A 24,304-nucleotide genomic window follows, 5' to 3' on the forward strand; every position below is an offset into this window, starting at 1 on the left:
ATAGTCTTTTAGCAAGGGATAAATTTGTCTTCTTGACAAGGGAAGAGCTGTTTTTTCTGACTTAGATTTTTCATCAAGCAGGCCTTTTTATGTTATAATTGAATTATCTTTTTCTAGAGGTATGAATATGAAAGAAATAGTATATTTTGGAACCTATACACGACGTATTTCTCAAGGGATTTACAAGGCTGATTTTGATACTGAGACTGGCAAACTCTCAAATCTAGAACTATTTGCAACCGAGCCAAGTCCAACCTACCTAGCCTTTGATCAGCATCAGCATCTCTATACTGTCGGAAGCCACGATGACAAAGGTGGAATCGCAGCATACAAAACTGATGGTGCCCTCCTGAATCACGTCGTTGAAGAAGGTGCTCCTCACTGCTACGTTGCAGTCGATGAGACACGGAGTCTAGTCTATGGCTCTAACTATCATAAAGGTCAAGTTCTAGTCTACAAACGTAAAGAAGATGGCTGTCTTGAATTGGCAGACAAAGTTCAACACACTGGCCATGGTCCACATGAAAACCAAGCTTCTCCCCACGTACACTACACCGATTTAACACCAGACCAATATTTGGTAACTTGTGACTTAGGTACTGACGAGGTTATTACCTATGATGTCAATCTAGAAGGAAAGTTGACGAAACTAGCAACTTATAATTGTAATCCCGGTGCTGGTGCTCGTCACCTTGTTTTCCACCACCACTACAAAATTGCTTATCTCATCTGTGAACTCAATAGTACGATTGAAGTATTGATTTACGATGGTGTTGGAGAATTTGAACAAATGCAGGTCATTTCAACCTTACCAGATGACTATAGTGGTTTTAATGGTACTGCGGCTATTCGTCTTTCTAAAGATGGCAAATTCCTCTACGCTTCTAATCGAGGCCATGATTCTATCGCTGTTTATAGCATTTTAGCAGATGGAAGCTTGGAATTATTAGAGATTGTTCCAACCAATGGGAAAAATCCACGTGATTTTGATTTGTCACCTGACCAAGAATTCCTTATCGCTGTTCACCAGGATTCTGATAACGCGACTGTCTTTAAGCGCAATCCTCAAACTGGTAGACTGGCAGAACTCTCTAATGAATTTCATGTTCCTGAAGCAGTCTGCATAAGTTTCAATAAATAGGGCATAAAAAAATGAACTTGTTTTACAAGTTCATTTTTTATTTTATAATTTATTTCCGACATTGATACGGTTAATAGCACGTTGCAATGCAATTTTAGCACGGCGCTCTTGGTCGATTAAGTGTTTGTCTTGTGCTTCTTCGATTTCACGTTCTGCACGAAGTTTAGCACGTTCTGCACGACTAACATCAATATCGCGCGCACGTTCAGCTGAGTCAGCAATAATGGTAATGACATTATTAGCAATCTCAATGATTCCTCCGTTTACTGCAATCCAGTTCACATGAGTATCATCATCGATGCGTTTAACCTTTACTTCATCAACTGCTAGAACCGCAATCATATTTTCATGTCGTGGCAAGATCCCCATCTCACCATCCAGAGTTCGTACCGATACAAAGCTGGCATGGTGATCATAGACGAGGCCATCTGGTGTCACGATCTGGACAGTTAAATGTGCCATAGATCACCTCTTAAAATCCCATTTTTTCAGCCTTAGCAATAACATCTTCGATTGAACCTACTCCACGGAAGGCATCTTCTGGAAGGTGATCGTGTTTACCGTCAAGAATTTCCTTGAAGCCACGAACAGTTTCAGCTACTGGAACATAAGATCCTGGTTGACCTGTAAATTGTTCCGCAACGTTGAAGTTTTGTGACAAGAAGAACTGAATACGGCGTGCACGAGCAACCAAAGTCTTTTCTTCATCAGAAAGTTCATCCATACCAAGGATGGCGATGATATCTTGCAACTCATGGTAACGTTGAAGCACACGTTTCACTTCTGCAGCTACTGCATAATGCTCTTCTCCAACAATTTCAGGTGCCAAGGCACGTGAGCTGGAAGCAAGTGGGTCAACGGCTGGGTAAATCCCCAATTGAACCAATTTACGTTCCAAGTTAGTTGTTGAGTCCAAGTGAGCGAAGGCTGTTGCTGGCGCTGGGTCAGTATAGTCATCCGCTGGCACGTAGATGGCCTGGATAGAGGTTACAGAACCCTTCTTGGTTGACGTGATACGTTCTTGCAATTGACCCATTTCCGTTGCGAGGGTTGGTTGATAACCAACGGCTGAAGGCATACGACCCAAAAGGGCAGATACTTCTGAACCAGCTTGTGTGAAACGGAAAATGTTGTCAATGAAGAGAAGAACGTCTTGACCTTCTACATCACGGAAGTATTCAGCGATTGTCAAACCAGTAAGGGCAACACGCATACGTGCTCCTGGTGGCTCATTCATCTGACCAAATACCATGGCTGTTTTTTCGATAACGCCTGATTCTTTCATTTCCCAGTAGAGGTCGTTCCCTTCACGAGTACGTTCCCCAACACCAGTAAATACTGAGATCCCACCGTGTTCTTGGGCAATGTTGTGAATCAATTCTTGGATCAATACGGTCTTACCTACTCCGGCACCACCGAAGAGTCCGACCTTACCACCTTTAAGGTAAGGGGCAAGAAGGTCGATAACCTTGATCCCTGTTTCTAGAATTTCTGAAGAGGTAGACAATTCATCAAAAGTTGGTGCTTTTTTATGAATTGGCTGACGCTCTGCATCTTCACCAAAAGGAGCTTCCAAGTCAATGGTATCTCCCAAAACGTTGAAGACACGTCCTAGAGTTTCTTTCCCAACTGGTACTGAGATTGGACGACCTGTGTCCAATACTTCCAAACCACGGGTCAAGCCATCAGTTGATTCCATAGCGATGGTACGAATCATACCATCTCCCAACTCCAAGGCTACTTCAAGGACGATTTTTGTTTTTCTTTCGTCATTTTTGTAGACGACAAGTGCATTATTAATCTCTGGTAGTTTCTCACCTGCTGCAAACATGACGTCTACAACGGGACCGATAACCTGAGCAATTTTACCTGAACTCATCTACTTCTCCTATTCTGTATAAGATACTGTCGGTTCCTAGCTCAACTAGGTCCTAAGTTCATTTCTCTGAGCAATATTGCTTTATTCTAAAGCACTAGCTCCTGCTACGATTTCTGTAATTTCTTGTGTAATCGCCGCCTGTCTGGCACGGTTATACTGGATAGTCAAATCATTGATAACTTTTTTAGCATTATCTGTAGCTGTTTGCATAGCCGTCATCCCTGCCGCATTTTCAGCTGTCTTGGCATCAATAATAGCACCGTAAATCATACTTTCTGCAAACTGTGGCAATAGTTGATCCAAGATTTCTTCACGACTTGTTTCAAGCTCAAATGTCAAGCTGTAGTTATCATCTGCTTCATTTGGGTCCAAGTCGACAATTGGAAGCATCTGCTCCACACGCATTTGACTTGTCAGTGTATTCACGTGGTGGTTGTAGCAAACATAGAGCTCATCGAAAAGTTCATTTTGATACATTTCAATGGTTTTTGAAATAATCTTACGAACTTCATCGAAGCTTGGTTGACTTGCGAGACCACGCAATTCATAAATTGGCTGAATACCACGAGCTTTAAAGAAGTCTGCTCCCATACCACCGATACAGATGACTTCAAAATCATCACCTGATGGATGGTATTCTTGTTGCAGTTCCATGACAGCCTTCAAGATTGAAGAGTTATATCCTCCAACAAGACCACGGTCAGATGTAATGACGATATAGCCTGTTTTCTTGACAGGGCGACTAATCAACATTGGATTTGTTGATCCGCCAGCACCATCACCGTGAAGGATATCTGTAAGGAGTTTACGGACTTTTTGAGCATAAATCTGGAAGTTGCGTGCAGCTTCTTCAGAACGACCTAACTTAGCTGCAGAAACCATCTGCATGGCGTTAGTAATTTGACTAGTATTTTTCGTTGAGGCGATTTTTGTTTTAATATCATTTAGAGATACTGCCATCTGACACCTCTATTCTTATTGGAAGCTGGATTGGTTGAGAAACTCAGTAATCGCAGCATCCAAGACTGCTTCTTCTGGCAAGTCTTTTGTTTCACGAATAGTTTCCAAAATCTCTGGATGTTGCGCATCAAAGAAGGCATGGAATTCTTCCTCAAAACGAACAATATCATCAACTGATATAGTATCCAAGAATCCATGAGTCAAGGCATACAGAATGGTTACTTGTTTCTCAACAGGTAGTGGTTTATGAACAGGTTGTTTCAATACTTCTACAGTACGACGACCACGGTTCAATTTAGCCTGTGTAGCTGCATCCAAGTCTGAACCAAATTTAGTGAAGGCTTCCAACTCTCGGTATGAAGCAAGGTCGATACGAAGAGTACCAGCAACCTTCTTCATGGCTTTAATCTGAGCTGAACCACCAACACGAGATACAGAAGAACCCGCATCAATAGCTGGACGAATACCCGCATTAAAGAGGCTATCACTTAGAAAGATTTGTCCATCCGTAATAGAGATTACGTTTGTCGCGATATAAGCTGAGATATCTCCTGCTTGGGTCTCGATAAATGGAAGAGCCGTGATAGATCCACCACCAAGCTCATCTGAAACTTTAGCAGAACGCTCAAGTAGACGGCTGTGAAGGTAGAAGACATCCCCTGGGAAGGCCTCACGACCTGGTGGACGACGGAGCAAGAGAGAAAGTTCACGATAAGCTACCGCTTGTTTAGATAGGTCATCATAAACGATCAAGACATGCTTCCCTTGGTACATGAACTCTTCTGCCATAGCAACCCCTGCATAAGGAGCAAGGAAGAGCAAGGGAGAAGGTTGTGAAGCTGAGGCTGTCACAACGATTGTGTAATCTAAGGCACCGTACTGACGAAGTGTTTCTACTTGTGTACGAACTGTTGATTCTTTTTGTCCAATCGCTACATAGATACAAATCATATCTTGACCTTTTTGGTTCAAGATAGCGTCAATAGCGATAGTTGTCTTCCCTGTTTGACGGTCACCAATGATCAACTCACGTTGGCCACGACCGATTGGAACAAGGGCGTCAATAGCTTTCAAACCTGTTTGCAATGGTTCTGAGACAGACTTACGTTGCATAACACCAGGAGCTGGTGCTTCAACTGGACGAGTCTTGTCTGTATTAATCGGTCCCAAACCGTCTACAGGACGACCAAGGGGATCGACTACACGTCCAATCAAGCTATCACCAACTGGAACTTCCATGATTTTCCCTGTACGACGAATTGTATCGCCTTCACGGATATCTGTAAAGTCTCCAAGAATGATAATACCGACATCTGTTGATTCCAAGTTTTGCGCCATACCATAAGAGCCGTTTTCAAAAATCAACAGCTCACCACTCATGGCATTTTCAAGACCATGAGCACGCGCAATCCCGTCACCAATATAGGTTACAACACCTGTTTCAGTCACATCAAAATTGGGTTTGAAATTTTCAATTTGTTGCTTAATTAAAGCGCTGATTTCTTGTGCGTTAATTGCCAAAAGAACACCACTTTCTATTTCAAATTTTCCTTAACAACTTTAAGTTGTTGTTTAATACTCACATCAATTGTCTTGTGATTGGCAAAAATAACAAAACCACCGATTAAACTATCGTCAATTTTTTCCTTAATGCTACGAACTTTTAGAGACATCTTTTTCTCGATTAGAGGAATTAGTCGTTCTTTTTGTTCACCAGTCAAAGGATGTGCAGACAAAATAGTCACTTCAAAACGATTGGTTTCTTTTTCAAGACGATTCAAGCAATCTACAATCACATCATAAAACAGGTTTGATCTGTGATTGTAAAGTAGAACCTCGATAAAGTTTTGTACTAAAGGTGACACAGAGTCCTGGAAAAAACGAACCGTTTTTTCTTTATCCGACTCATCTACTGCCACCTGAGCTAAAAAAGAAGGTAAGCCTGTTTCTTCAGCTAATTGCTTGATTTGAGACAAGTCTGAAAAAATAGAGTCTTCTTCTCCTTTTTCAATCACCAATTGGACAAAAGGCATGCTGTATTTTTCAATTACCTTTAGAGTCTTTTTGTCCATTAAGCTTCTCCTAGCTGATCGATATACTGATCAATGAGTTCTTTATGGGCCTGACCGTCAAGGTTTTGAGAGATAATTTTTCCAGCTAGACTGATTGTCAAGTCTGCCACATCTCCCTTAACACTTTGTAAAGCTTCAGCTTTATTTTGAGCAATTTCTTGGTTGGCTTTTTCTTTTAAGCGCCCTGCTTCAAGTTTAGCTTCGGCCAAAATATCAGCTTTACTTTTCTCAGCTGTTTCCTTTGCATTCTCGATAATCGTTTTAGCTTCGGTACGGCTTCCTGCTAACTCAGCTTCGCGTTTGCTAGCAAGTTCCTCTGCCTTTTTACGGGCTTCCTCGGCACCATCAATATCTGAAGAAATCTTTTCAGCGCGTTCATCTAAGACACTGGTAATATTTCCCCAAGCATATTTCTTCACTAAAAAGATCAATAAAAGGAAGGAACCAGCGATCAGAATAAAGTCACCAATAATGGTACTAATAGTTAAATCCATCTTCTAATCCTCCTCTACTTACTCTTCCCCTTCATTTATTTTTTTACCAATGTACATAGATGACAACATGGTAAATACATAAGCTTGAATACATGAAATGAAAATCGAAAATGCTGTCCATAACATGTTTGCAATAAAGGCAAAAGGATACCAATACAAGGCATGTTGTGACAAGACCAATAGCAATCCCGCTAAGACCTCACCGGCAAAGATATTTCCATAAATCCGAATCGCCAAAGAGGCAAAATTGGTGAACTCTTCTAAAATGTTCATCGGAGTCATGAAGCCAGGTGTAACAAATGCTCTCAAATATTCTTTAACGCCTCTACGACGAACTCCTTCTACATGAGCGATCAAAGTGATCAATAATGAGAGGGATAAATCGTATCCAAGGTTGGCTGTTGGAGAAGTCCACAAGTTATAACCGTTTGTTGTTTGTACTTTTGCCATTAAACCAATATTATTGGCAACCAAGATAAACAAGAATAGAGAAAATAGGAACAAGGAATAGTCCTTGATGTATGAATCTCCAATGTTTGGTTTTGCAAAACTAACTACAAAGTCATAAATCATCTCAAGAGCATTTTGTTTGCCCTTGGGACGGATGGTCATTTTTCGACTTGCCCAATAGACAAAGGCAAAAACCATCAAAACAGTTACAAGAGACATGGCAAGCAGGGTCAAATCAAAGGATATTGGTCCAATATTAACGGTTGGATTCAAACTTTCTTCCATGGTTTGACACCTCCATTTCTAAATAGAGTTGTCTATTTAATGACAAATGCCATCGCTAGGGTTACAAAGAAGGTACCTTCTACAAAGGCAACACCAAGAATTAAAAGGCTACGTAATTGGTTGATAATTTCAGGTTGACGAGCGGCAGACTTGAAGAGATTACTCATAATCATTCCTTCAGCAATAGATACACCCATACAGGCAAGACAAAGTCCGAAAAATGTTAAATTCATGACGAATTCTCCTTTTTTAAATTAAATTTACCTCCCTAGTTTAGTCCTAAAATTTGCTTTTGTCAACTTTTTACTAGTAATGAAAGCGTTTCGAATCATTTATTTCTAATTTTACGATTTTCAAGACAATTATATAGAAAATTTTATTGTCTTTTCATACCACTTTCGCTACCTTTCCTTGTTTTCTGAAAACAAAAAAACCGAGTTTTACAACTCGGTTTTGCCATTTCTTATTTAAAATAATATGAGTGATGATTTTGACAAGCTGGATTAAAGAGAGCTTCACAGTATGGACAAGTGCCCGTCTCTGTATACTCCTCATACCTTAGTGTTTTCCCACAGGAGCCACATAAGATAGGTCTATCCTCTTTCAGATTTAAAGGATAGGGAGAAAATATGTGCGACTCCAGTTCATTATGACACTGATAACAGGCATAGTATTTCTGACACTCATAGCACTGTAAGGCTACGATATCCTTATCACTATGGTAATGAACACATCTGCTTTCATGATCTACTAGTAAGCCCTGAGCTTGAACCATTCTTTTTCCTTATCTAGGCACGAACTGTGACGCTTGTTCCATCTTCTTTATAGAGATTGATCAGGCCTTCTTTCAAAGCACGTACCATGTCCCCTGCTTCTACTGGTTGAGGAACCTTGATAGTCAAAAGTTCCATTGGATTTGGGGCGCGATCGATTTTATTTCCTTTGGCATCGTGAAGGTCTTCGATAAAAGTTTCAAAATGACGGAAGCCTGGTCCGTAGAACTCAACTTGGTCACCTTCGTTGATAACGTTACGTTGACGAATAGTTGCTGTTTGTGTAGCATCATCATAAGAAACCACTTCAGCGACAAACTTGTATTCAGGGATTTTACGGCGAGCACCAAACAACTGCTCATTTTCAGATGGTGTTCCATAGTAGAAACCTGTAGCCAATTCACGTTGGGCAACCTTCCACATTTCATCAATCAAGTCTTGCTTAATAGCTTCAAACTTTTCAGGACTCTCAAGATAGGCATCAACAGCAGCCTTGTAGCAGTTTGTTACTGTTGAAACATAGTGGATAGACTTCATACGGCCCTCAATCTTAAGACTGTCCACACCATTTTCAATCATATCTGGGATATGGTCAATCATAGACATATCAACCGCAGACATAGAGAATTCTTCAGGAATTTCTCCCTTGAGACTCTTACGTTCCTTACCGAACGGCATATCGTAAAGATCATATTTCCAACGGCAAGATTGTGAACATCCACCACGGTTGGCATCACGCATACTCATATGGTTAGAAAGAGTACAACGACCAGAGTAAGAGATACACATAGCTCCATGAACGAAGGCTTCAATCTCAACATCTGTACGTTTGCGAATCTCTGCCAATTCTTCCATAGAAACCTCACGCGCCAAAACGACACGCGTCAATCCAAGTTCTTTCCAGAATTCTAGAGTTTCATAGTTGGTAGCACTTGCTTGAGTTGAAAGGTGAATTTCAAGTCCTGGTGCTTCTGTTGCTGCAATCATGATCAAGGCTGGATCTGATACGATAACCGCTGCAATCCCAATATCACGTAATTTACGGAACCATTCTCCGGCCCCTTCTTCGTTTCCTTCGTGCATAACCATATTGGCAGCCACATATACCTTAGCTCCATACTTAGCCGCGAACTGTACTCCTTCTTCCATTTGTTCGAAAGTAAAGTTCCCTGCACGGCTACGAAGACCATAGGCCTGACCACCGATAAAGACAGCATCTGCTCCATATTGAACAGCTACTTTTAGTTTTTCAAGTGTTCCTGCAGGTGATAGAACCTCAGGACGTTTCAAAGTTTTTGTCATGTTTTCTCCTATTTGCAATATAAAAGTTTGACACTAATCTTTACCATTTTATAGCAAAAAGGTTCTAAAATCAAGTTTTGATTGATTGTTTAGACAATTTTAATTTTCTTGAAAAGCTTAGCTCAGCGAACTGTTTCTATTTGCCAAGCACTCCAACCTTTAAAACGAATGGCCCCCTTTTGATCCGTTTTATAAATCGAATTCCCAAGTTCATGGTTATTCTCCCCATTTTTTTCTTTAAATTTTTTCTTCTTGTCAACAGAAATGACAGTGATTTTAGGCTGAAAGATTTCGAAGACTTCGATATCTGTCTTTTTCTTCGAGGCTTGCTGATGAGTTAGCACTACATCTGCTTGGATTTTTGGATAAGACTTGTTTAAGAACTTCTCCTCTATATTTCCAGTGACTAGAAAAGTTTGATTTAGTAGCTTTCCATACATTGCTATTGAGGTTTTACTATCACTGTTTTGATTTTCGATTACTTCTAAACTACTCCCAAAAATATATAACTGCTCTCCTGTTTTAATAGGACGTACTTTCAAGTTACTTTCCTTTAATTTATCCATAAATTCTCTTTTAGAAAGAGTTTTTTCAGTTACTAGAATCTCTCCAAGATTGAAGGCTTTACTAATTTCTAGTAGGTGGTCTAGTTGCTTAGGTTCACTAGTCGTTAGCACAAGTTGATCAATCTTTGCCAATCCTCGACTTTTCAGATAGGGAATTAAACTCCGTTTGGCAACGCTCGAGGTGACTTTCTCTTGCCAAGCTTCTTTTTTCTCAACTGCTAACTTTTCACCGACATCCAGTAATATTGTCTTTCCTGTCATGTCTCTTAGGAAAATGCTCCGTCCCTGCTCCATGTCTAGGACTGTGATTTCATTTTCCAGTGGATGTTTGGTTACTAAGAAAAGTAAAATGATAAATAGGATAAGCAAAGGTGCTTTCTTCAAATTTTTACAATAATCATAAATCAGCGCCAAAGAGACTAATAGACATACCAAAACCCAGAGATTCGGTTGACCAAAAATAAAGGGTCTAGTAGATAGCTGAGAAACATAGCGTATGATGCTCTCTAGCCATTCAAAGAGAAAGTTAAACTGGGTAATAGGATATATCCATGACATACAGAAGAGTATTGATAAAAGTGGTAGCAAGACCATATCAAATAAAAAAGAAAAGACAAAGGTTAAGAGTATGGACCAAGGTTGAAATTCAGAAAAATAGAATGATAAAATTGGCAGGATTCCTAAGTAAATAATGGAGCTTTCTCTCACCAAACCTTTTATCCCTGCTACTTCTTCACCAGTCATGGTCAGGATAAAGGCATAGGCACAGGAGAGCACTCCACCAGCAGTTAGGAAGAAATTCGGCATAACGATAAACAAGACAAGGACTGTCAAAGCAAAGTTATCCAGCCCCTTGAAGCCATGTTGAGCCAAAAGTTTTTGTAAGAGACTTCTAATAACAGAGGCTGAAAATCCTGTCAAACCTGCATAGACCAAAGAAAAGGGATAGGCAAGCCATTTGAACTTCTCCTGCGTCAAACCCAATCGTAAGAGTGATTTTTTAAAAGCATTCATGAAGAAACCAACCTGCATTCCTGACAAAGCAAAAAGGTGAATAATCCCTAGACTGGAATAGAGTTCATTCATTTGCTCAAAATCTGTGTCCAAGTGCCCTAATAAAAGACCTGTCATATAATTACGCATGGGGTCAGGAAAATTCTTTTTTATCCAGACAACTGCTTTTCTTCGCAAACTGGATAGGTTTTCTCCTATATCCCAGCTGGATGTTTTCTTTAATTCGACAATTTCCGATATCGTTAAGGTCTGATAAATCCCCTGTGTTTTGAGATAGTTTCTATAATCAAATCCCGCAAAATTATTCACTCCTTGAGGAATAGCTAGCTTTCCTTTTACTACTATCTCATGCAGTTCAGATAACTCTTGAAATCTTTCCTTTTCAGCCTCTGACTGGAATTTATAATAAACCTGAAAGAGTCTCCCATCAGCCTTCCCACGAAAGGATAAACTATCTCCATTGACCTTGATAGTATCAGGCAAGATTCGTACCGTATTAACTGAGTCAACAAAATGTTGACTCGTTTCTTCTTGTTGCCATTTTTGAAATATAAACCAGCTTCCAAAAAGACCACAAACAAAGAGAACCTTGGTCACAGTTTTCCATGGAAATTGAAAAAAGAGGCAGAGAAGTAAAAAGACAAAGCCCAAAAGTGCTAAAAAGCTTGCTGAAAAGATAGCATAGTAGAGCCATAATAAAAGAAAACTGAGATAGATTTTTGGGATGGGAAATCGACTAATCCACTGTGACATACTCTTTTAACTTTTCTATCGTTTTTGCACCAATACCAGAAACCTTTTTGAGCTCATCAACTGACTTAAACTTACCGTTGGACTCACGATGGTCGATGATATCCTGAGCACGTTTGGCTCCCAATCCCTTGACTTGTTTAAGTTCTTCTAAACTGGCTTTATTAAGATTGACTTTCTTGTTTTCTTTGGTGTTGGAAGCACTTGATGGCATTTCTTGACTGGTAGCTTCTTCCTTAGTTGGAACATAGACAAGTGCTTCATCACTAATTCTCTGGGCAAGATTGATAGACTTACTGTCTGCATTATCTGCCAAGCCACCCGCTTTCTGGACAGCATCATTGATACGACTTCCAACTGGCAAATTATAGATTCCAGGTGATTTGACCGCACCTTTTACATCAACAGTAATTAGATCTTGCTCCACCACTTCTTCCTTCTGATTTTTATCTTCCTTTTCATCCGTCGAATCCTTTGAAACAGTTGTAACTTCTGTTTGCAAATTGCTTTCCTTAGCCGGTGTTTGAGCGACTGGCTTTAGGAGGAAAAATCCGCCTAAGACCATGCCCAAACTAGCACAGATAACAATGATTTTGTATTCTTTGATTTTCTCAATAAGTTCTTCCATAATTTCTCCTCTCTTAGCTTATTCGTAAGGCAAAGAAAAAACAGCTGAAAAATCTTTTCAACTGCTTACTTATTTGCAAAATAATTTTCCTTGGTCAAGACATATCTTAAGTAGAGAAATAAGTTTTTCTTGCAATTTATAGCGGTTTCATATAAAATAAGAACATCACAAGAAATGACTGGGTTCTTCCTGTGATGATTTCGTATAAGAACCTAGATGTTAAATAAGGAGCTAATCTCTATGCTAATTGGAATTCCAAAAGAAATTAAAAACAATGAAAATCGTGTGGCTTTAACACCTGCTGGTGTCCACAGTTTGGTCGGTCGTGGTCACCGAGTCCTCATCGAAACAAATGCGGGACTTGGATCTGGTTTTGCTGATGCTGACTATGAAAAGCAAGGAGCTGAGATTGTCGCAACTGCTGCTGAAGCCTGGGCTGCAGAGTTAGTTGTTAAAGTCAAGGAGCCCCTTGCTAGTGAGTACCAGTTCTTGCGTGACGATTTACTTCTCTTCACCTACTTGCACATGGCAGCAGCCCCAGAATTAGCTGATGCTATGCTTGCAGCGAAAACAACTGGTGTTGCTTATGAAACTGTACGCAATACTGAAGGTCAACTTCCTCTATTAGTTCCAATGAGTGAGGTTGCAGGTCGTATGGCTGTCCAAATCGGAGCTCACTTCTTGACGAAACAAGCTGGTGGTTCTGGAGTTCTTTTAGGTGGTGTCCCAGGTGTACCAAAAGGAAAAGTAACCATTATCGGTGGTGGTGTCGTTGGTACACACGCAGCACGTATCGCTCTTGGTTTAGGAGCTCAAGTAACTATTCTTGATATCAGCGCTAAACGTCTCTCTGAACTTGAAGATGTCTTTGGTCACCAAATCCAAACACTCATGTCTAACCCATTTAATATCGAAGCAAGTGTGCGTGAAGCAGACGTTGTTATCGGTGCAGTATTGATTCCTGGTGCCAAAGCTCCAAAATTAGTGACAGATGACATGGTTCAACAAATGCGTCCTGGTTCTGTCATTGTAGACGTTGCTGTAGACCAAGGTGGTGTTATTGCAACAGCTGACCGTGTGACAACCCATGATGAGCCTGTCTATGAGAAACACGGTGTCCTTCACTATGCAGTTGCTAACATTCCTGGAGCCGTTGCACGTACTTCTACTATCGCCCTTACAAATGTGACTCTTCCATATATCGAAGCCTTGGCAGGAAAAGGATTTAAGAAAGCAATCCTTGAAGACGCAGGCTTGCTTGAAGGTGTAACAACTTATCAAGGTCAACTCACCAGCCAACCAGTTGCTGAAGGTTTAGAACGTGACTTCACACCTATCAGTGAGCTTGTTTAACAAGAAATTCAAAAAAAATTAAGAGCAGTTTTTCAACTGCTCTTTTTCTTTATTCTATTTCTTCTTGATTTTCTTCAGCTTTGACAGGTCGAGGTTCATAGGCTCTAATAATCTGAGCGACTACTGGATGTCGAACCACATCCTTGGCTGAGAAGTGTACAAAGTCGATTTGGTGAATGTTCTTAAGTTTTTCTTGGGCATTGATCAAACCTGACTTTACATTACGAGGCAGGTCAATCTGGCTAATATCCCCATTGACAATCATTTTAGAATTGAATCCAAGACGTGTCAAGAACATCTTCATCTGCATGATGGTTGTATTTTGGGCTTCATCCAAAATGACAAAGGCATCATCCAAGGTGCGTCCACGCATATAGGCCAAAGGCGCAATCTCAATAATTTCTCTCTCCATGAGACGAGTTGTTTGGTCTTTCCCTAAGATCTGATATAAGGCATCGTATACTGGACGAAGATAAGGGTCTACCTTTTCCTTCAAATCTCCTGGTAGAAATCCTAAGCTTTCCCCAGCTTCTACTGCTGGACGAGTCAGGATAATACGCTTGACTTGACCACGTTTGAGGGCTGTAACAGCCAAGGTCACTGCTAGGAAAGTTTTTCCTGTACCCGCTGGACCAATTCCAAAGGTCACATCATGGTTCTTAACACTATCTACATAAAGTTTTTGACCCAGTGTCTTTACACGTATCGGCTTACCAGTATTGTCTTTGATAATCTCTTCTTCATAGAGGGCAACAAACTTATCGATTTCATTGTTTCTAACCATATTGATGGCTGTCACCACATCCGGAGTTCCTACTGTCATGCCACGATTGACCAAGACCGTCAAGGCTTGAATTACTTGTCGTGCTTCTTCACAAGAAGACTCCTCTCCCAAGACTTGTACAATTTCTGTACGAGCATGGATGATAACATCTAACTCATCCTCCATCAAGCGAAGATGGCGTTCATTGGAACCAAAAAGATGAAACAGGTCATCTGGATGACTTAACTGAATGTCTATTGAATGTTCCTTCAAATAAAGAACCTCTCTAACTCTTTAATTTCTTTTTATTATAGCAAAGGCAATTAGAAATTGCTATACCTAACACCTATGGTATCTTTAATGTTCTAAATATTCTTGCCAGATACGATCGAAGTCTCCCATATTAAAGGAAAAACTAGCATGTTCTTCTAAAAATCGACTCACCTGATCGAAATCATCCGTATGTTTTGGGAAGGCTGACTCCTCAAAGGCAAGATCCGCTAAAATTGCTTTGGGACTATGACTCTTAGGATTACGCTCTGTCATAAGCCAAGTATAAAATGATTTTCGCATAAGCCTCCCTAAATTAACTCTGTACCAAATTGGTCTTGTTTAATCTTTCCAGCTTTCATTAAACCACCAAGCGCTTTTTTGAACTGACCTTTAGAGATACCGAAGGTTGCCTTAATATCGTCAGGTGACGATTTGTCATTCAAGGTCATAAATCCACCATTGCTTTCCAAGTATGTCAAAATCATTTGTGCATCATTTTCTAACATCTCAAAAGAGCGAGGTTTAAGTGAAAGATTAAGGGTACGATCAACCTCACGGAAGCCTATCACACGCACATCTAGGACTTGACCCAAACGTGGCTCTGCATAACGTTCACTTGGATGAATAAAGCCCAGCATATTATTTTCAGGTAGATAAACGAAGGTACCCGATAACTTGAGACGATAAACGATTGCAGGCCAGTTTTGATTCTGCATGTTATTGTAGGCAGGACGTGCTAGTCGTTGGAAGTCTTCCTGATAAGCCAAAACTCCCCAGATACGGTCTTTCTTATCTACTTCTAGACGAATATAAAGTTTATCGCCCTTCTTTGGCCAGAGCTCTTTCAGTTCAGGTAGGATATCAAGTGACACAACGATTTCCTTGTCAGGAAGCCCTGTATCAACAAAAACACCCAAATCCTTACGAACCTCTGTTACCGTTCCCCAACCAAATTGATCCTGAGTTGCAGTCACTTCTTGAGTTGTCAAGCGAAGTTTTTGCTTCATATCCGTGTAGGCGAAACCTTTGACCGTATCACCAACTGTATGCTGACCTTCTTCCTTAGCAAGAGCGTAAGTTTGACCATCCTTTTGAATAAAGTAAAAACGGTCATTTTCATCGATGATAAGTCCAACGATAAAACTTGCAAGATTTGTATTCATGTTTCCTTCTTTCGAATAAAACTCAGCCAGCAATGCCAACTGAGTTTTTCTGTTTATTTTTTAGACTTCCAAGATTTCTTTTTCTTTATTGGCAGTCATGTCGTCGATGTGTTTAACAGCATCGTCTGTCGCTTTTTGAATATCTTTTTCAAGAGTCTTCAATTCATCTTCAGTGATTTCTTTTGCTTTTTCTTGTTTTTTAGCTTCATCCATAGCATCACGACGAATATTACGGATCGCTACTTTAGCATTTTCACCAACTTTTTTCACTTCTTTAGCGAGGTCGCGACGAGTTTCTTCTGTAAGAGCTGGGATTACCAAGCGAATAACAGAACCATCGTTAGCTGGTGTAATACCAAGATCTGAAGCGTTCAAAGCACGCTCGATATCCTTCAATGAAGATTTATCAAATGGTGTTACCAACAAGACACGCGCTTCAGGAATTGTGATAGAAGCGATTTGGTTAAGAGGTGTTTCGACACCATAGTATTCAACAGTAATACGGTCAAGCAAGCTAGCGTTAGCACGACCTGCACGGATACCACCAAATTCACGAGCAAGTGAGTGGTGAGATTGAGTCATTCTCTCTTTAGCTTTTTCTACAATTGCGTTAGCCATAATTTTCTTATTCCTTTTCTTCGATATTGTTTGAAACAGTTGTTCCGATATTTTCACCAAATACAACACGTTTGATATTGCCAGGTTGATTCATATTAAAGACTACCAAGTCAATATCGTTATCCATAGATAGAGTTGAAGCTGTTGAATCCATGATACGGAGTCCTTTATTAATAACATCACGGTGAGTCAATTCTTCAAATTTAACAGCCGTTTTATCTTTCTTAGGATCCGCATTGTAGACACCATCTACACCATTCTTAGCCATCAAAATAGCGTCCGCTTCAATCTCGGCTGCACGAAGAGCCGCTGTCGTATCTGTAGAGAAGTAAGGTGAACCAATTCCCGCGCCAAAGATAACGATACGTCCTTTTTCCAGGTGGCGAAGGGCACGTCCACGAATATAAGGTTCTGCTACTTGTTGCATGGCAATAGCTGTTTGTACACGAGTATCAACACCAGCTTGTTGCAATGAATCTGCCATCACAAGAGCATTCATGACTGTCCCAAGCATTCCAGTGTAATCCGCTTGAACGCGATCCATACCAGCTTCTGCTGCAGGTTCTCCACGCCAAAGGTTTCCACCACCGATAACCAAGGCGATTTCAATTCCTAGCTCGTGAACTTCCTTGATTTCTTGGGCCATACTTTGGACGGTTTTGATATCAATACCGACACCACGTTCGCCAGCAAGGGCTTCACCAGATAGCTTGATTAAGATACGTTTATACTTAGGTTCTACCATTTTCTCTCTCCTTTTTTCATCCTACCTATTTTATCACAATTTCAAGGATTTTTATAGTATCATGAGCAATTCTTTCAAAAAAATTAGACAGATAAAAATTTCTCTAAATCAGACAAGGCACGTTCTGCAATTTTCTCATAACGAGCTTTTTTATCACGAATACGCTCACCTTCTAACTCCTTGATAATCCCGAAGTTGACATTCATGGGTTGGAAATACTTGCTGTCAGCATGGGTGATGTAATGAGCTAAACTACCGATAGCTGTAGTCTCTGGGAAAATAGCCTCACTTTCTCCCTTGAAAAGACGAGCAGCATTGATTCCAGCAACTAATCCTGAAGCAGCCGACTCAACATACCCTTCCACACCTGTCATCTGACCAGCAAAGAAGAGATTTGGCTGTTTCTTAGAACGGTATGTTTGCTCAAGAAGATTTGGCGAATCCATATAGGAATTGCGATGCATGACGCCATAGCGAACAAACTCAGCATTTTCAAGACCTGGAATCATTTGGAAGACACGCTTCTGCTCTCCCCATTTGAGGTGAGTTTGGAAACCAACGATGTTATAGAGACTACCTGCAGCATTATCCTGACGAAGCTGAACAACTGCGTATGGCGTTTTAAAGTCACCATCACGAGGCCCTTTATAGTCTTCTGGATACTCTAGACCAACTGGTTTCATAGGACCATAAAGCATAGTTTTAATGCCACGTTTAGCCATGACTTCAATTGGCATACAACCTTCAAAGTACTTTTCTTTTTCAAAAGAATTAAGGGGTGCTTCTTCCGCATTGACCAAGGCTTCATGGAAATCCATAAATTCTTGCTTGGTCATCGGAGCATTTAGGTAGGCAGCTTCTCCCTTGTCATACCGAGACTTGAGATAGACCTTGCTCATATCGATGGTGTTGACGTCGATAATAGGCGCTGCCGCATCGTAGAAATAAAAACCGTCACCACCATTAAGATAATGAATTTTCTCAGCCAGGGAATCGCTAGTCAAGGGACCAGTAGCGACAACCGTAATAACATCTGTCGGCAATTCTGTAATTTCATCACGAACCACTTCAATTAAAGGGTGATTGGCAATTTTTTCAGTAACCATTTGAGAAAAACCGTCACGGTCAACCGCGAGAGCACCACCTGCAGGAACACGTGTAGCTTCTGCTGATTCTAAAATCACAGAACCAAGACGACGCATTTCTTCCTTGAGGAGACCGACAGCATTTGTAATAGCATCCCCTCGTAATGAGTTGGAACACACTAATTCTGCAAAATTATCTGTTTTATGCTGTGGTGTTGATTTGACACCACGCATTTCATAGAGTTTAACTGGAATACCACGCTCTGCAATTTGGTAGGCTGCTTCCGAACCTGCCAAACCAGCACCGATAACATTGATATAAGATTGAGACATGACACTAATACCTCTTTGGGTGTAACATAAGTCCATATCAAAACAAGCTACTGGACTGTTTGACACCCACAAATCTTTCTAATTTTTCTTTTACTAGTATAACAAAAAAAGGGAAGAAGGCAAACTTCCCTGTTTAGTCATCCGATTGATTCTCTTCCCATTCATGATAAGATGCATAGAGCTGGCTTTTGTTCCACTGATATATTTTAGCGACTTCCTTAATGGCTTGATTTTTCTTAACACCTTGTTGGATGCGCTCTTGTATTTCTGAGAATAAATCCTCTTCATCCTTATCTTCTACTTCTTGACTAGCACCTTCTACAATCAGAAGACACTCCCCCTTAAGTGGGGTTTCTGCGATACTTTCTAGTAACTCAGTAATATGACCTCGTTGATATTCTTCATAAATCTTAGTCAATTCTCGAACTAAGACAACTGAACGATCAGCGTAGACCTCTAGCATATTTTCTAGAGTATCAGCCACACGATGTGGAGATTCATAGAAAATCTGGGTCTCAGGATAATCTTTTTTTGATTCGAAAAATTGCTTTTGTTGTCCCGATTTTCGAGGTAAGAATCCATAAAAAATGTGGGGTTGTGGAGCTAAACCACTGGCAATCAAGGCAGAAATTCCTGCGCTAGCACCTGGAACTGTGACAACTGCTATATCTTCTTCAATTGCCGCCTTGACCAAATCATGACCTGGGTCAGAAATACTTGGCAAACCCGCATCAGAAACTTGAGCAATACTTTGTCCTGCTTTCAGGAAACCAATCAAATCAGGAATTTTATCCTTGGCATTATGCTCATGAAAACTGATTTGTTTGGTTGAAATATCGAAATGCTTGAGCAATAGACCAGTATTACGAGTATCCTCGGCAGCAATCCAATCCACTTCTTTCAAAGTCTGAATAGCACGAAAAGTCATATCCTCTAGATTCCCAATTGGAGTTGCGACAAGATATAACTTACCGTATGGTGACTGCCCTTTAAAACTTTTTTGAATCTGCATGCTTACTCCCTAAACAACAATTCATCACAAAACATACATTCTGCATCTTGTTCACGACGTTGGCCATAAAAGTCGCGACACACATGAAAACCGTCGTCATAGATTCGGCTCACGTTTTCTCTAACATGCTTGATCTTAGTTGGAGCTGTTTCTTCTTCCTCACTCAAGCGCTCTCTCAGTTTATCGTTTTCTAAGCGAAGAGCTGTATTCTCCTCTACAACACTCTTGAGATTTTTTTTGATGGCTTCGACATCTGCCAAGGTTGCCAACAACTGTTGAGAAAAATCATCTAAGGCATCAAATAATTCTTTCTTGTTCATGAACAGCCCTTTCTTTTTCTGTTTTCATGTTCATTTTACTGTAAAACTAGGTATTCCAAAGAATTCTGGAAAGACACATTTGCTTTCCACATTTTTCTGGCTTCGAGAAGGTTTTGCAATATTGTACGTGCTACTTTTTTTTGAATCTCTTGGCCTGCTAAAACTTCTAAAATTCTAAAGACTTGGTCTTGTTTTTCTTTGTCATCTGCTAAGCTAGCTAATTTTGAGACCTGTAAATAAGATTCGTTTTTCCCAGCATCTAACCAAGAATAGAATCGTTCACTTTCTTCAAGTAGAGTCCAAAAACTTGTTTGATTTGTCAGTTTTTCGGCTTCTGCTTGCGATTGACTAAACTCAGCTAAAAGCCTTGCTTTATTTTTGACCAATCCTGCTTGTTCAAGTTGATTCCTAAGGCTTTCGACTTGTTTCTTAAATTGGAAAATTTGAGTCCGACTACGAATAGTTGGTAACATCTGCTCTTGATCATTGGTTAAAAAGAAAATATAGATTTCACTTTGCGGTTCTTCAATGACCTTTAGTAGTGAATTGGCGGCATTGGCATGCATTTTTTCTGCTTGTTCAATAATAAAAACCTGACGTTGATTTTCGATTCCTGATTGAGAAAACTGGCCAACTAATTCTCGGATTCGTTCCGTTCTAATGATTTGATTCATCGGACGAATAATGGTGACATCAGGAAATTCTTCCTGATCAATCAACTTACAATTTCGGCAAGACTCGCAAGGTAAGACACCCTGCTTTTCTGTACAGAACAAACTCTTAGACAGAAATAAGGCCATCTCCATGCTTCCGAAATACCCTGAAAAGAGATAGGCATGATTGAGTTGTTTTTGTTCCAAGATATGAACAAAACGGTCAAATTGCTGGGGTTGACAAGCTTTTAATTGCTCTTGATTCATTCTGTCAGCCCCATTCTGTCAAATAAAACTTGTTTAGTATTTTCAACCACTTGATCTAGTGGTAAACTGGCATCGATTTTAACAATACGCTCACCTTCTTTCTCAAGAAGAGAAAGATAGCCTTGACGAACTTTTCTGTGCAGGTCTAAACCTTCCAAATCTAAACGATTAACTTCGCGATCACTGTTTGCTGCGATTCTTTCAAGCCCCTTTTCTACTTCAATATCAAAATAAAGTGTCAAATCTGGTTTAAGACCATCTGTCGCAAATTGATTGAGCCAGTCAATAGCTTCAATATTCAAACCACGACCAAAGCCTTGATAAGCAACTGAACTATCAATAAAACGATCCATGATGACCAATTTTCCAGCTGCAAGTGCTGGCAAGACCTTCTCTACTAGGTGCTGTCTACGACTTGCAATATAGAGAAGCAACTCTGTCTTTGGATCCATCTGAGTATGACTAGGATCTAAAATGACTTCTCGAATCTTCTCACCAATCAAAACACCACCTGGCTCACGTGTTGTTAAAAACTCAATATTCTTTTCTTCTAACAAAGGGAGGATAGCTTCAAGCACACTCGTTTTACCAGCTCCCTCTGGCCCCTCTAAAGAGACTAAAAATCCTTTTGACATGACGAACTCATTTCTTTTTTTCTTCCTTCTATTCTATCAAAAAAACAGGCATTTGTGAAAAGCTTTTTAACCTAATAAAAATTTATTCTGAAAAACTAGGATATACATTCGTTAATAAATAAGATATATATTTAATTAAGTTTCTATATTCGTAATCAACTACCATACTGTCTTATTTTGTCTTTGTATAACTAGAAAAAAAGAACCTTGCATAGCAAGATTCTTTTAATGTCTGACTTAAATAATTGTTCTTCTGGGAACTAAATCGAATTAAGCTTCGATTTCTGTAACCATACCTGAACCAACAGTACGTCCACCCTCACGGATAGAGAATGTAGTACCTTGTTCTACGGCGATTGGGTGGATCAACTCAACGTCGATTGTCACGTTATCACCTGGCATTACCATTTCAGTACCTGCTGGAAGTTCGATTGAACCTGTAACGTCAGTAGTACGGAAGTAGAATTGTGGGCGGTAGTTGTTGAAGAATGGAGTGTGACGTCCACCTTCTTCTTTAGTAAGGATGTAAACTTCACCTTTGAATTTAGTGTGTGGGTTGATTGAACCTGGTTTAGCGATAACTTGTCCACGTTCGATTTCGTCACGTTGAACACCACGAAGAAGGACACCTACGTTATCTCCTGCAAGACCTTCGTCAAGTTGTTTACGGAACATTTCAACACCAGTAACAACTGCTTTTGAAGTTTCTTCTTTGATACCAACGATTTCGATTTCGTCGTTGACACGAACAGTACCACGGTCGATACGTCCTGAAGCAACTGTACCACGTCCAGTGATTGAGAATACGTCCTCGACTGGAAGAAGTAATGGTTTGTCAGTGTCACGTTCTGGTTCTGGAATGTACTCATCAACAGTGTTCATCAATTCCATGATGATGTCTTCATATTTAGAGTCACCTTCAAGAGCTTTAAGAGCTGAACCTTGGATAACTGGAAGATCGTCACCTGGGAAGTCGTATTCTGAAAGAAGGTCACGGATTTCCATTTCAACCAATTCAAGCAATTCTTCGTCGTCAACCAAGTCGATCTTGTTCATGAAGACGATAAGGTGTTTAACACCAACCTGACGTGAAAGAAGGATGTGCTCACGAGTTTGTGGCATTGGTCCGTCAGTTGAAGCTACTACAAGGATAGCTCCGTCCATTTGAGCGGCACCAGTGATCATGTTTTTAACGTAGTCCGCGTGTCCTGGAGCGTCGATGTGAGCATAGTGACGTTTTTCAGTTTCGTACTCAACGTGCGCAGTGTTGATAGTGATACCGCGTTCGCGTTCTTCTGGAGCAGCATCGATAGACGCATAGTCTTTAGGTTGGTTAACTGCTGAAGGCAAGCGACGTGCCAAAACAGTTGTGATAGCTGCAGTTAGGGTAGTTTTACCGTGGTCAACGTGTCCGATAGTACCAATGTTAACGTGTGGTTTACTACGATCGTATTTTTCTTTTGCCATTTGAGTAAAAGCCTCCAATAAAATATATTTTATAGATAGACAGTAGGCAATACAGTCTAACTTTCCTTACTATTTTATCAAATTTTAGCTAAATTGCAAGTGTTTTACAAAGTTTTTATTAATTATTCTTATTCTTAGTATAAGTTGTAGATTTATTGATAAAAAAAGAAACAGATGAATCCGTTTCTTTTTTAAATCTTTATTTTTCTCCCACTTCTTGTACTTCTTTATGTTTTTCATAAAGTCGGACTAGGAATTTGGATATTTCTTTGAGAATTGAGTAGGTAGGAACGGCAACGATCATACCTACGACACCATAGATATTACTTGACAACAATAATAGCACGAGAATTGTAATCGGATGAACTTTCATGACTCCACCAACAATACGAGGGTATAGGATATTCCCATCTACTTGTTGGACAATCAGCATATAGATAACTGCTATAATCATCTTTTGAGGATCTGTAAACAGATTTGAAATAATCATCGGAATTAGTCCAATACTTGGTCCAACATAAGGAATCAAATTTGCTAAACCTGAGAAAATAGCAAAAACTAATGCATATTTTAAGCCAATCACACTATAACCGATAAAAGCCAAACACCCGATAATAAATGCATCGATTGATACTCCACTTATGTAACGGGAAATAGTCTCATTCAAGTTTGTTATTAAACCAGATATATTGAGTTTGTCTCGCTTTAAAATAGTTCTTTCTAGCATCGGTAAGAATTTATGACCATCTAAAAGGAAATAAATCAAGAAAACCGGTGTCATAATGATAATTAAAACAGTGCTTACCAAAGCTGAAAGGACACTTCCCACACTATTTGTCACACTATTTAAGATATTTTGTAAAATATCGACATAAGAAAGATTTAATTGTTGGATTGTTTGTTGAATATCTAGCTCTTGGAAAGTAGGATATTTCGATAATTCTATCACTAAATCTTGGATTCGAGAATAGATATCTTGGCTAGAATTAATCAAGCTACTCAACTGATTAATTAAAATCGGCAAGAGATAGACGACAGCTATCACTATGGTTCCAAAGAGAACACAAAGTGTTAACAAAATACCAATGATTCGATTAATTTTACATTCCTTCTCTAAAAAAATGACAATTGGGTTTGTTAAGTAGTAGAGAAATCCACCCAATAAGAAGGGAATCATGATTGTATTTACGACACTTACAAACGGTGTAATAATAGCACCCATTTCTCGCCATAAGTAGAAAATAAGGGTTATTAATAATATCTCAGTGGTCCAGAAGAATAATTTATTTCTCCGAAACATAAG

General features: G+C 39.8%; 26 protein-coding genes. 2 read left to right on the forward strand and 24 right to left on the reverse strand.

Translation table 11 applies throughout. From position 1 onward, the window contains the following. Positions 1-127: 127 nt before the first annotated feature. Positions 128-1,141 (forward strand): lactonase family protein, encoded by a 1,014-nt coding sequence (locus tag M1F91_RS02495; RefSeq protein WP_247912503.1) that lies wholly within the window; start codon positions 128-130, stop codon positions 1,139-1,141. Positions 1,142-1,183: 42 nt separating this feature from the next. Here the strand turns inward: M1F91_RS02495 and M1F91_RS02500 are convergent, their stop codons facing one another. The 12 genes from M1F91_RS02500 to M1F91_RS02555 all read right to left on the reverse strand — a co-directional run bounded on the left by M1F91_RS02500 (position 1,184) and on the right by M1F91_RS02555 (position 12,314). Further along, positions 1,184-1,603: a F0F1 ATP synthase subunit epsilon gene (locus M1F91_RS02500; protein WP_006148659.1), complete on the reverse strand. Its 420-nt coding sequence runs from the start codon at positions 1,601-1,603 to the stop codon at positions 1,184-1,186. Between the two features lie 10 nt (positions 1,604-1,613). Next, positions 1,614-3,020 carry a F0F1 ATP synthase subunit beta gene (gene atpD, locus M1F91_RS02505; protein WP_004253325.1) on the reverse strand — a complete coding sequence of 469 codons (1,407 nt, stop codon included), beginning with the start codon at positions 3,018-3,020 and terminating at the stop codon, positions 1,614-1,616. Positions 3,021-3,101: 81 nt separating this feature from the next. Next, positions 3,102-3,980 (reverse strand): F0F1 ATP synthase subunit gamma, encoded by an 879-nt coding sequence (locus tag M1F91_RS02510; protein ID WP_004253324.1) that lies wholly within the window; start codon positions 3,978-3,980, stop codon positions 3,102-3,104. Between the two features lie 15 nt (positions 3,981-3,995). After that, entirely contained in the window at positions 3,996-5,501 is a 1,506-nt protein-coding gene (atpA, locus tag M1F91_RS02515) for a F0F1 ATP synthase subunit alpha (protein ID WP_004253321.1), read from the reverse strand. Positions 5,502-5,515: 14 nt separating this feature from the next. Then, complete coding sequence (locus M1F91_RS02520) at positions 5,516-6,052, reverse strand: F0F1 ATP synthase subunit delta (RefSeq protein ID WP_074324169.1); 537 nt, start codon at positions 6,050-6,052, stop codon at positions 5,516-5,518. Next, a complete protein-coding gene (gene atpF / locus M1F91_RS02525; RefSeq protein ID WP_006148662.1) occupies positions 6,052-6,546 on the reverse strand; it encodes a F0F1 ATP synthase subunit B in 495 nt (164 codons plus the stop codon). The genes M1F91_RS02520 and atpF overlap by 1 nt, the downstream gene beginning before the upstream one ends. 18 nt (positions 6,547-6,564) lie before the next feature. Continuing rightward, positions 6,565-7,281, reverse strand: a complete 717-nt coding sequence (atpB, locus tag M1F91_RS02530; RefSeq protein ID WP_247912504.1) for a F0F1 ATP synthase subunit A — start codon at positions 7,279-7,281, stop codon at positions 6,565-6,567. A gap of 32 nt (positions 7,282-7,313) precedes the next feature. After that, positions 7,314-7,514, reverse strand: coding sequence for a F0F1 ATP synthase subunit C (locus M1F91_RS02535; RefSeq protein WP_045591509.1), 201 nt, complete (start codon positions 7,512-7,514; stop codon positions 7,314-7,316). A gap of 230 nt (positions 7,515-7,744) precedes the next feature. Continuing rightward, positions 7,745-8,056, reverse strand: a complete 312-nt coding sequence (locus tag M1F91_RS02540) for a CHY zinc finger protein (protein ID WP_247912505.1) — start codon at positions 8,054-8,056, stop codon at positions 7,745-7,747. A 13-nt stretch (positions 8,057-8,069) separates the two neighbouring features. Beyond that, complete coding sequence (locus M1F91_RS02545) at positions 8,070-9,356, reverse strand: U32 family peptidase (RefSeq protein WP_247912506.1); 1,287 nt, start codon at positions 9,354-9,356, stop codon at positions 8,070-8,072. 122 nt (positions 9,357-9,478) lie between these two features. Further along, positions 9,479-11,689 (reverse strand): ComEC/Rec2 family competence protein, encoded by a 2,211-nt coding sequence (locus tag M1F91_RS02550; protein WP_247912507.1) that lies wholly within the window; start codon positions 11,687-11,689, stop codon positions 9,479-9,481. Further along, complete coding sequence (locus M1F91_RS02555; protein ID WP_247912508.1) at positions 11,673-12,314, reverse strand: helix-hairpin-helix domain-containing protein; 642 nt, start codon at positions 12,312-12,314, stop codon at positions 11,673-11,675. The genes M1F91_RS02550 and M1F91_RS02555 overlap by 17 nt, the downstream gene beginning before the upstream one ends. Positions 12,315-12,554: 240 nt before the next feature. Between M1F91_RS02555 and ald the strand changes: the two genes are divergently transcribed. Then, positions 12,555-13,667, forward strand: a complete 1,113-nt coding sequence (ald, locus tag M1F91_RS02560) for an alanine dehydrogenase (protein ID WP_247912509.1) — start codon at positions 12,555-12,557, stop codon at positions 13,665-13,667. 49 nt (positions 13,668-13,716) lie between these two features. Here the strand turns inward: ald and M1F91_RS02565 are convergent, their stop codons facing one another. From M1F91_RS02565 to M1F91_RS02620, 12 genes are all read right to left on the reverse strand, one after another. After that, positions 13,717-14,703 carry a PhoH family protein gene (locus M1F91_RS02565; protein WP_247912510.1) on the reverse strand — a complete coding sequence of 329 codons (987 nt, stop codon included), beginning with the start codon at positions 14,701-14,703 and terminating at the stop codon, positions 13,717-13,719. Between the two features lie 84 nt (positions 14,704-14,787). Continuing rightward, positions 14,788-15,003, reverse strand: a complete 216-nt coding sequence (locus M1F91_RS02570) for a YozE family protein (RefSeq protein WP_006154472.1) — start codon at positions 15,001-15,003, stop codon at positions 14,788-14,790. 8 nt (positions 15,004-15,011) lie between these two features. Next, positions 15,012-15,866 carry a S1 RNA-binding domain-containing protein gene (gene cvfB / locus M1F91_RS02575; protein ID WP_247912511.1) on the reverse strand — a complete coding sequence of 285 codons (855 nt, stop codon included), beginning with the start codon at positions 15,864-15,866 and terminating at the stop codon, positions 15,012-15,014. 60 nt (positions 15,867-15,926) lie between these two features. After that, complete coding sequence (frr, locus tag M1F91_RS02580) at positions 15,927-16,484, reverse strand: ribosome recycling factor (RefSeq protein ID WP_006152642.1); 558 nt, start codon at positions 16,482-16,484, stop codon at positions 15,927-15,929. 7 nt (positions 16,485-16,491) lie between these two features. Beyond that, entirely contained in the window at positions 16,492-17,229 is a 738-nt protein-coding gene (pyrH, locus tag M1F91_RS02585) for a UMP kinase (RefSeq protein WP_004253279.1), read from the reverse strand. An 83-nt stretch (positions 17,230-17,312) separates the two neighbouring features. Beyond that, positions 17,313-18,647 (reverse strand): methylenetetrahydrofolate--tRNA-(uracil(54)-C(5))-methyltransferase (FADH(2)-oxidizing) TrmFO, encoded by a 1,335-nt coding sequence (gene trmFO, locus M1F91_RS02590; RefSeq protein WP_247912512.1) that lies wholly within the window; start codon positions 18,645-18,647, stop codon positions 17,313-17,315. 133 nt (positions 18,648-18,780) lie between these two features. Continuing rightward, a complete protein-coding gene (rsmI, locus tag M1F91_RS02595) occupies positions 18,781-19,659 on the reverse strand; it encodes a 16S rRNA (cytidine(1402)-2'-O)-methyltransferase (protein WP_247912513.1) in 879 nt (292 codons plus the stop codon). 2 nt (positions 19,660-19,661) lie between these two features. After that, positions 19,662-19,979: a DNA replication initiation control protein YabA gene (gene yabA / locus M1F91_RS02600; RefSeq protein ID WP_247912514.1), complete on the reverse strand. Its 318-nt coding sequence runs from the start codon at positions 19,977-19,979 to the stop codon at positions 19,662-19,664. Positions 19,980-20,014: 35 nt separating this feature from the next. Then, a complete protein-coding gene (locus tag M1F91_RS02605) occupies positions 20,015-20,899 on the reverse strand; it encodes a DNA polymerase III subunit delta' (RefSeq protein WP_247912515.1) in 885 nt (294 codons plus the stop codon). Continuing rightward, positions 20,896-21,534 carry a dTMP kinase gene (tmk, locus tag M1F91_RS02610; protein ID WP_247912516.1) on the reverse strand — a complete coding sequence of 213 codons (639 nt, stop codon included), beginning with the start codon at positions 21,532-21,534 and terminating at the stop codon, positions 20,896-20,898. The genes M1F91_RS02605 and tmk overlap by 4 nt, the downstream gene beginning before the upstream one ends. A gap of 270 nt (positions 21,535-21,804) precedes the next feature. Then, a complete protein-coding gene (gene tuf, locus M1F91_RS02615; protein ID WP_004253262.1) occupies positions 21,805-23,001 on the reverse strand; it encodes an elongation factor Tu in 1,197 nt (398 codons plus the stop codon). Positions 23,002-23,200: 199 nt separating this feature from the next. Next, complete coding sequence (locus tag M1F91_RS02620; protein WP_247912517.1) at positions 23,201-24,301, reverse strand: AI-2E family transporter; 1,101 nt, start codon at positions 24,299-24,301, stop codon at positions 23,201-23,203. Positions 24,302-24,304: the final 3 nt, after the last annotated feature.

It is taken from the genome of Streptococcus sp. oral taxon 431, from assembly GCF_023110115.1.
In the GTDB taxonomy this organism is placed as follows: domain Bacteria; phylum Bacillota; class Bacilli; order Lactobacillales; family Streptococcaceae; genus Streptococcus.

Bases quoted from the DNA above. Each gene is read 5' to 3' on its own strand.
- M1F91_RS02495 (WP_247912503.1), top strand. From the start codon at position 128: ATGAAAGAAATAGTATATTTTGGAACCTATACACGACGTATTTCTCAA.
- M1F91_RS02500 (WP_006148659.1), bottom strand. From the start codon at position 1,603: ATGGCACATTTAACTGTCCAGATCGTGACACCAGATGGCCTCGTCTAT.
- atpD (WP_004253325.1), bottom strand. From the start codon at position 3,020: ATGAGTTCAGGTAAAATTGCTCAGGTTATCGGTCCCGTTGTAGACGTC.
- M1F91_RS02510 (WP_004253324.1), bottom strand. From the start codon at position 3,980: ATGGCAGTATCTCTAAATGATATTAAAACAAAAATCGCCTCAACGAAA.
- M1F91_RS02520 (WP_074324169.1), bottom strand. From the start codon at position 6,052: ATGGACAAAAAGACTCTAAAGGTAATTGAAAAATACAGCATGCCTTTT.
- atpF (WP_006148662.1), bottom strand. From the start codon at position 6,546: ATGGATTTAACTATTAGTACCATTATTGGTGACTTTATTCTGATCGCT.
- atpB (WP_247912504.1), bottom strand. From the start codon at position 7,281: ATGGAAGAAAGTTTGAATCCAACCGTTAATATTGGACCAATATCCTTT.
- M1F91_RS02535 (WP_045591509.1), bottom strand. From the start codon at position 7,514: ATGAATTTAACATTTTTCGGACTTTGTCTTGCCTGTATGGGTGTATCT.
- M1F91_RS02540 (WP_247912505.1), bottom strand. From the start codon at position 8,056: ATGGTTCAAGCTCAGGGCTTACTAGTAGATCATGAAAGCAGATGTGTT.
- M1F91_RS02545 (WP_247912506.1), bottom strand. From the start codon at position 9,356: ATGACAAAAACTTTGAAACGTCCTGAGGTTCTATCACCTGCAGGAACA.
- M1F91_RS02550 (WP_247912507.1), bottom strand. From the start codon at position 11,689: ATGTCACAGTGGATTAGTCGATTTCCCATCCCAAAAATCTATCTCAGT.
- M1F91_RS02555 (WP_247912508.1), bottom strand. From the start codon at position 12,314: ATGGAAGAACTTATTGAGAAAATCAAAGAATACAAAATCATTGTTATC.
- ald (WP_247912509.1), top strand. From the start codon at position 12,555: ATGCTAATTGGAATTCCAAAAGAAATTAAAAACAATGAAAATCGTGTG.
- M1F91_RS02570 (WP_006154472.1), bottom strand. From the start codon at position 15,003: ATGCGAAAATCATTTTATACTTGGCTTATGACAGAGCGTAATCCTAAG.
- cvfB (WP_247912511.1), bottom strand. From the start codon at position 15,866: ATGAATACAAATCTTGCAAGTTTTATCGTTGGACTTATCATCGATGAA.
- frr (WP_006152642.1), bottom strand. From the start codon at position 16,484: ATGGCTAACGCAATTGTAGAAAAAGCTAAAGAGAGAATGACTCAATCT.
- pyrH (WP_004253279.1), bottom strand. From the start codon at position 17,229: ATGGTAGAACCTAAGTATAAACGTATCTTAATCAAGCTATCTGGTGAA.
- trmFO (WP_247912512.1), bottom strand. From the start codon at position 18,647: ATGTCTCAATCTTATATCAATGTTATCGGTGCTGGTTTGGCAGGTTCG.
- rsmI (WP_247912513.1), bottom strand. From the start codon at position 19,659: ATGCAGATTCAAAAAAGTTTTAAAGGGCAGTCACCATACGGTAAGTTA.
- yabA (WP_247912514.1), bottom strand. From the start codon at position 19,979: ATGAACAAGAAAGAATTATTTGATGCCTTAGATGATTTTTCTCAACAG.
- M1F91_RS02605 (WP_247912515.1), bottom strand. From the start codon at position 20,899: ATGAATCAAGAGCAATTAAAAGCTTGTCAACCCCAGCAATTTGACCGT.
- tmk (WP_247912516.1), bottom strand. From the start codon at position 21,534: ATGTCAAAAGGATTTTTAGTCTCTTTAGAGGGGCCAGAGGGAGCTGGT.
- tuf (WP_004253262.1), bottom strand. From the start codon at position 23,001: ATGGCAAAAGAAAAATACGATCGTAGTAAACCACACGTTAACATTGGT.
- M1F91_RS02620 (WP_247912517.1), bottom strand. From the start codon at position 24,301: ATGTTTCGGAGAAATAAATTATTCTTCTGGACCACTGAGATATTATTA.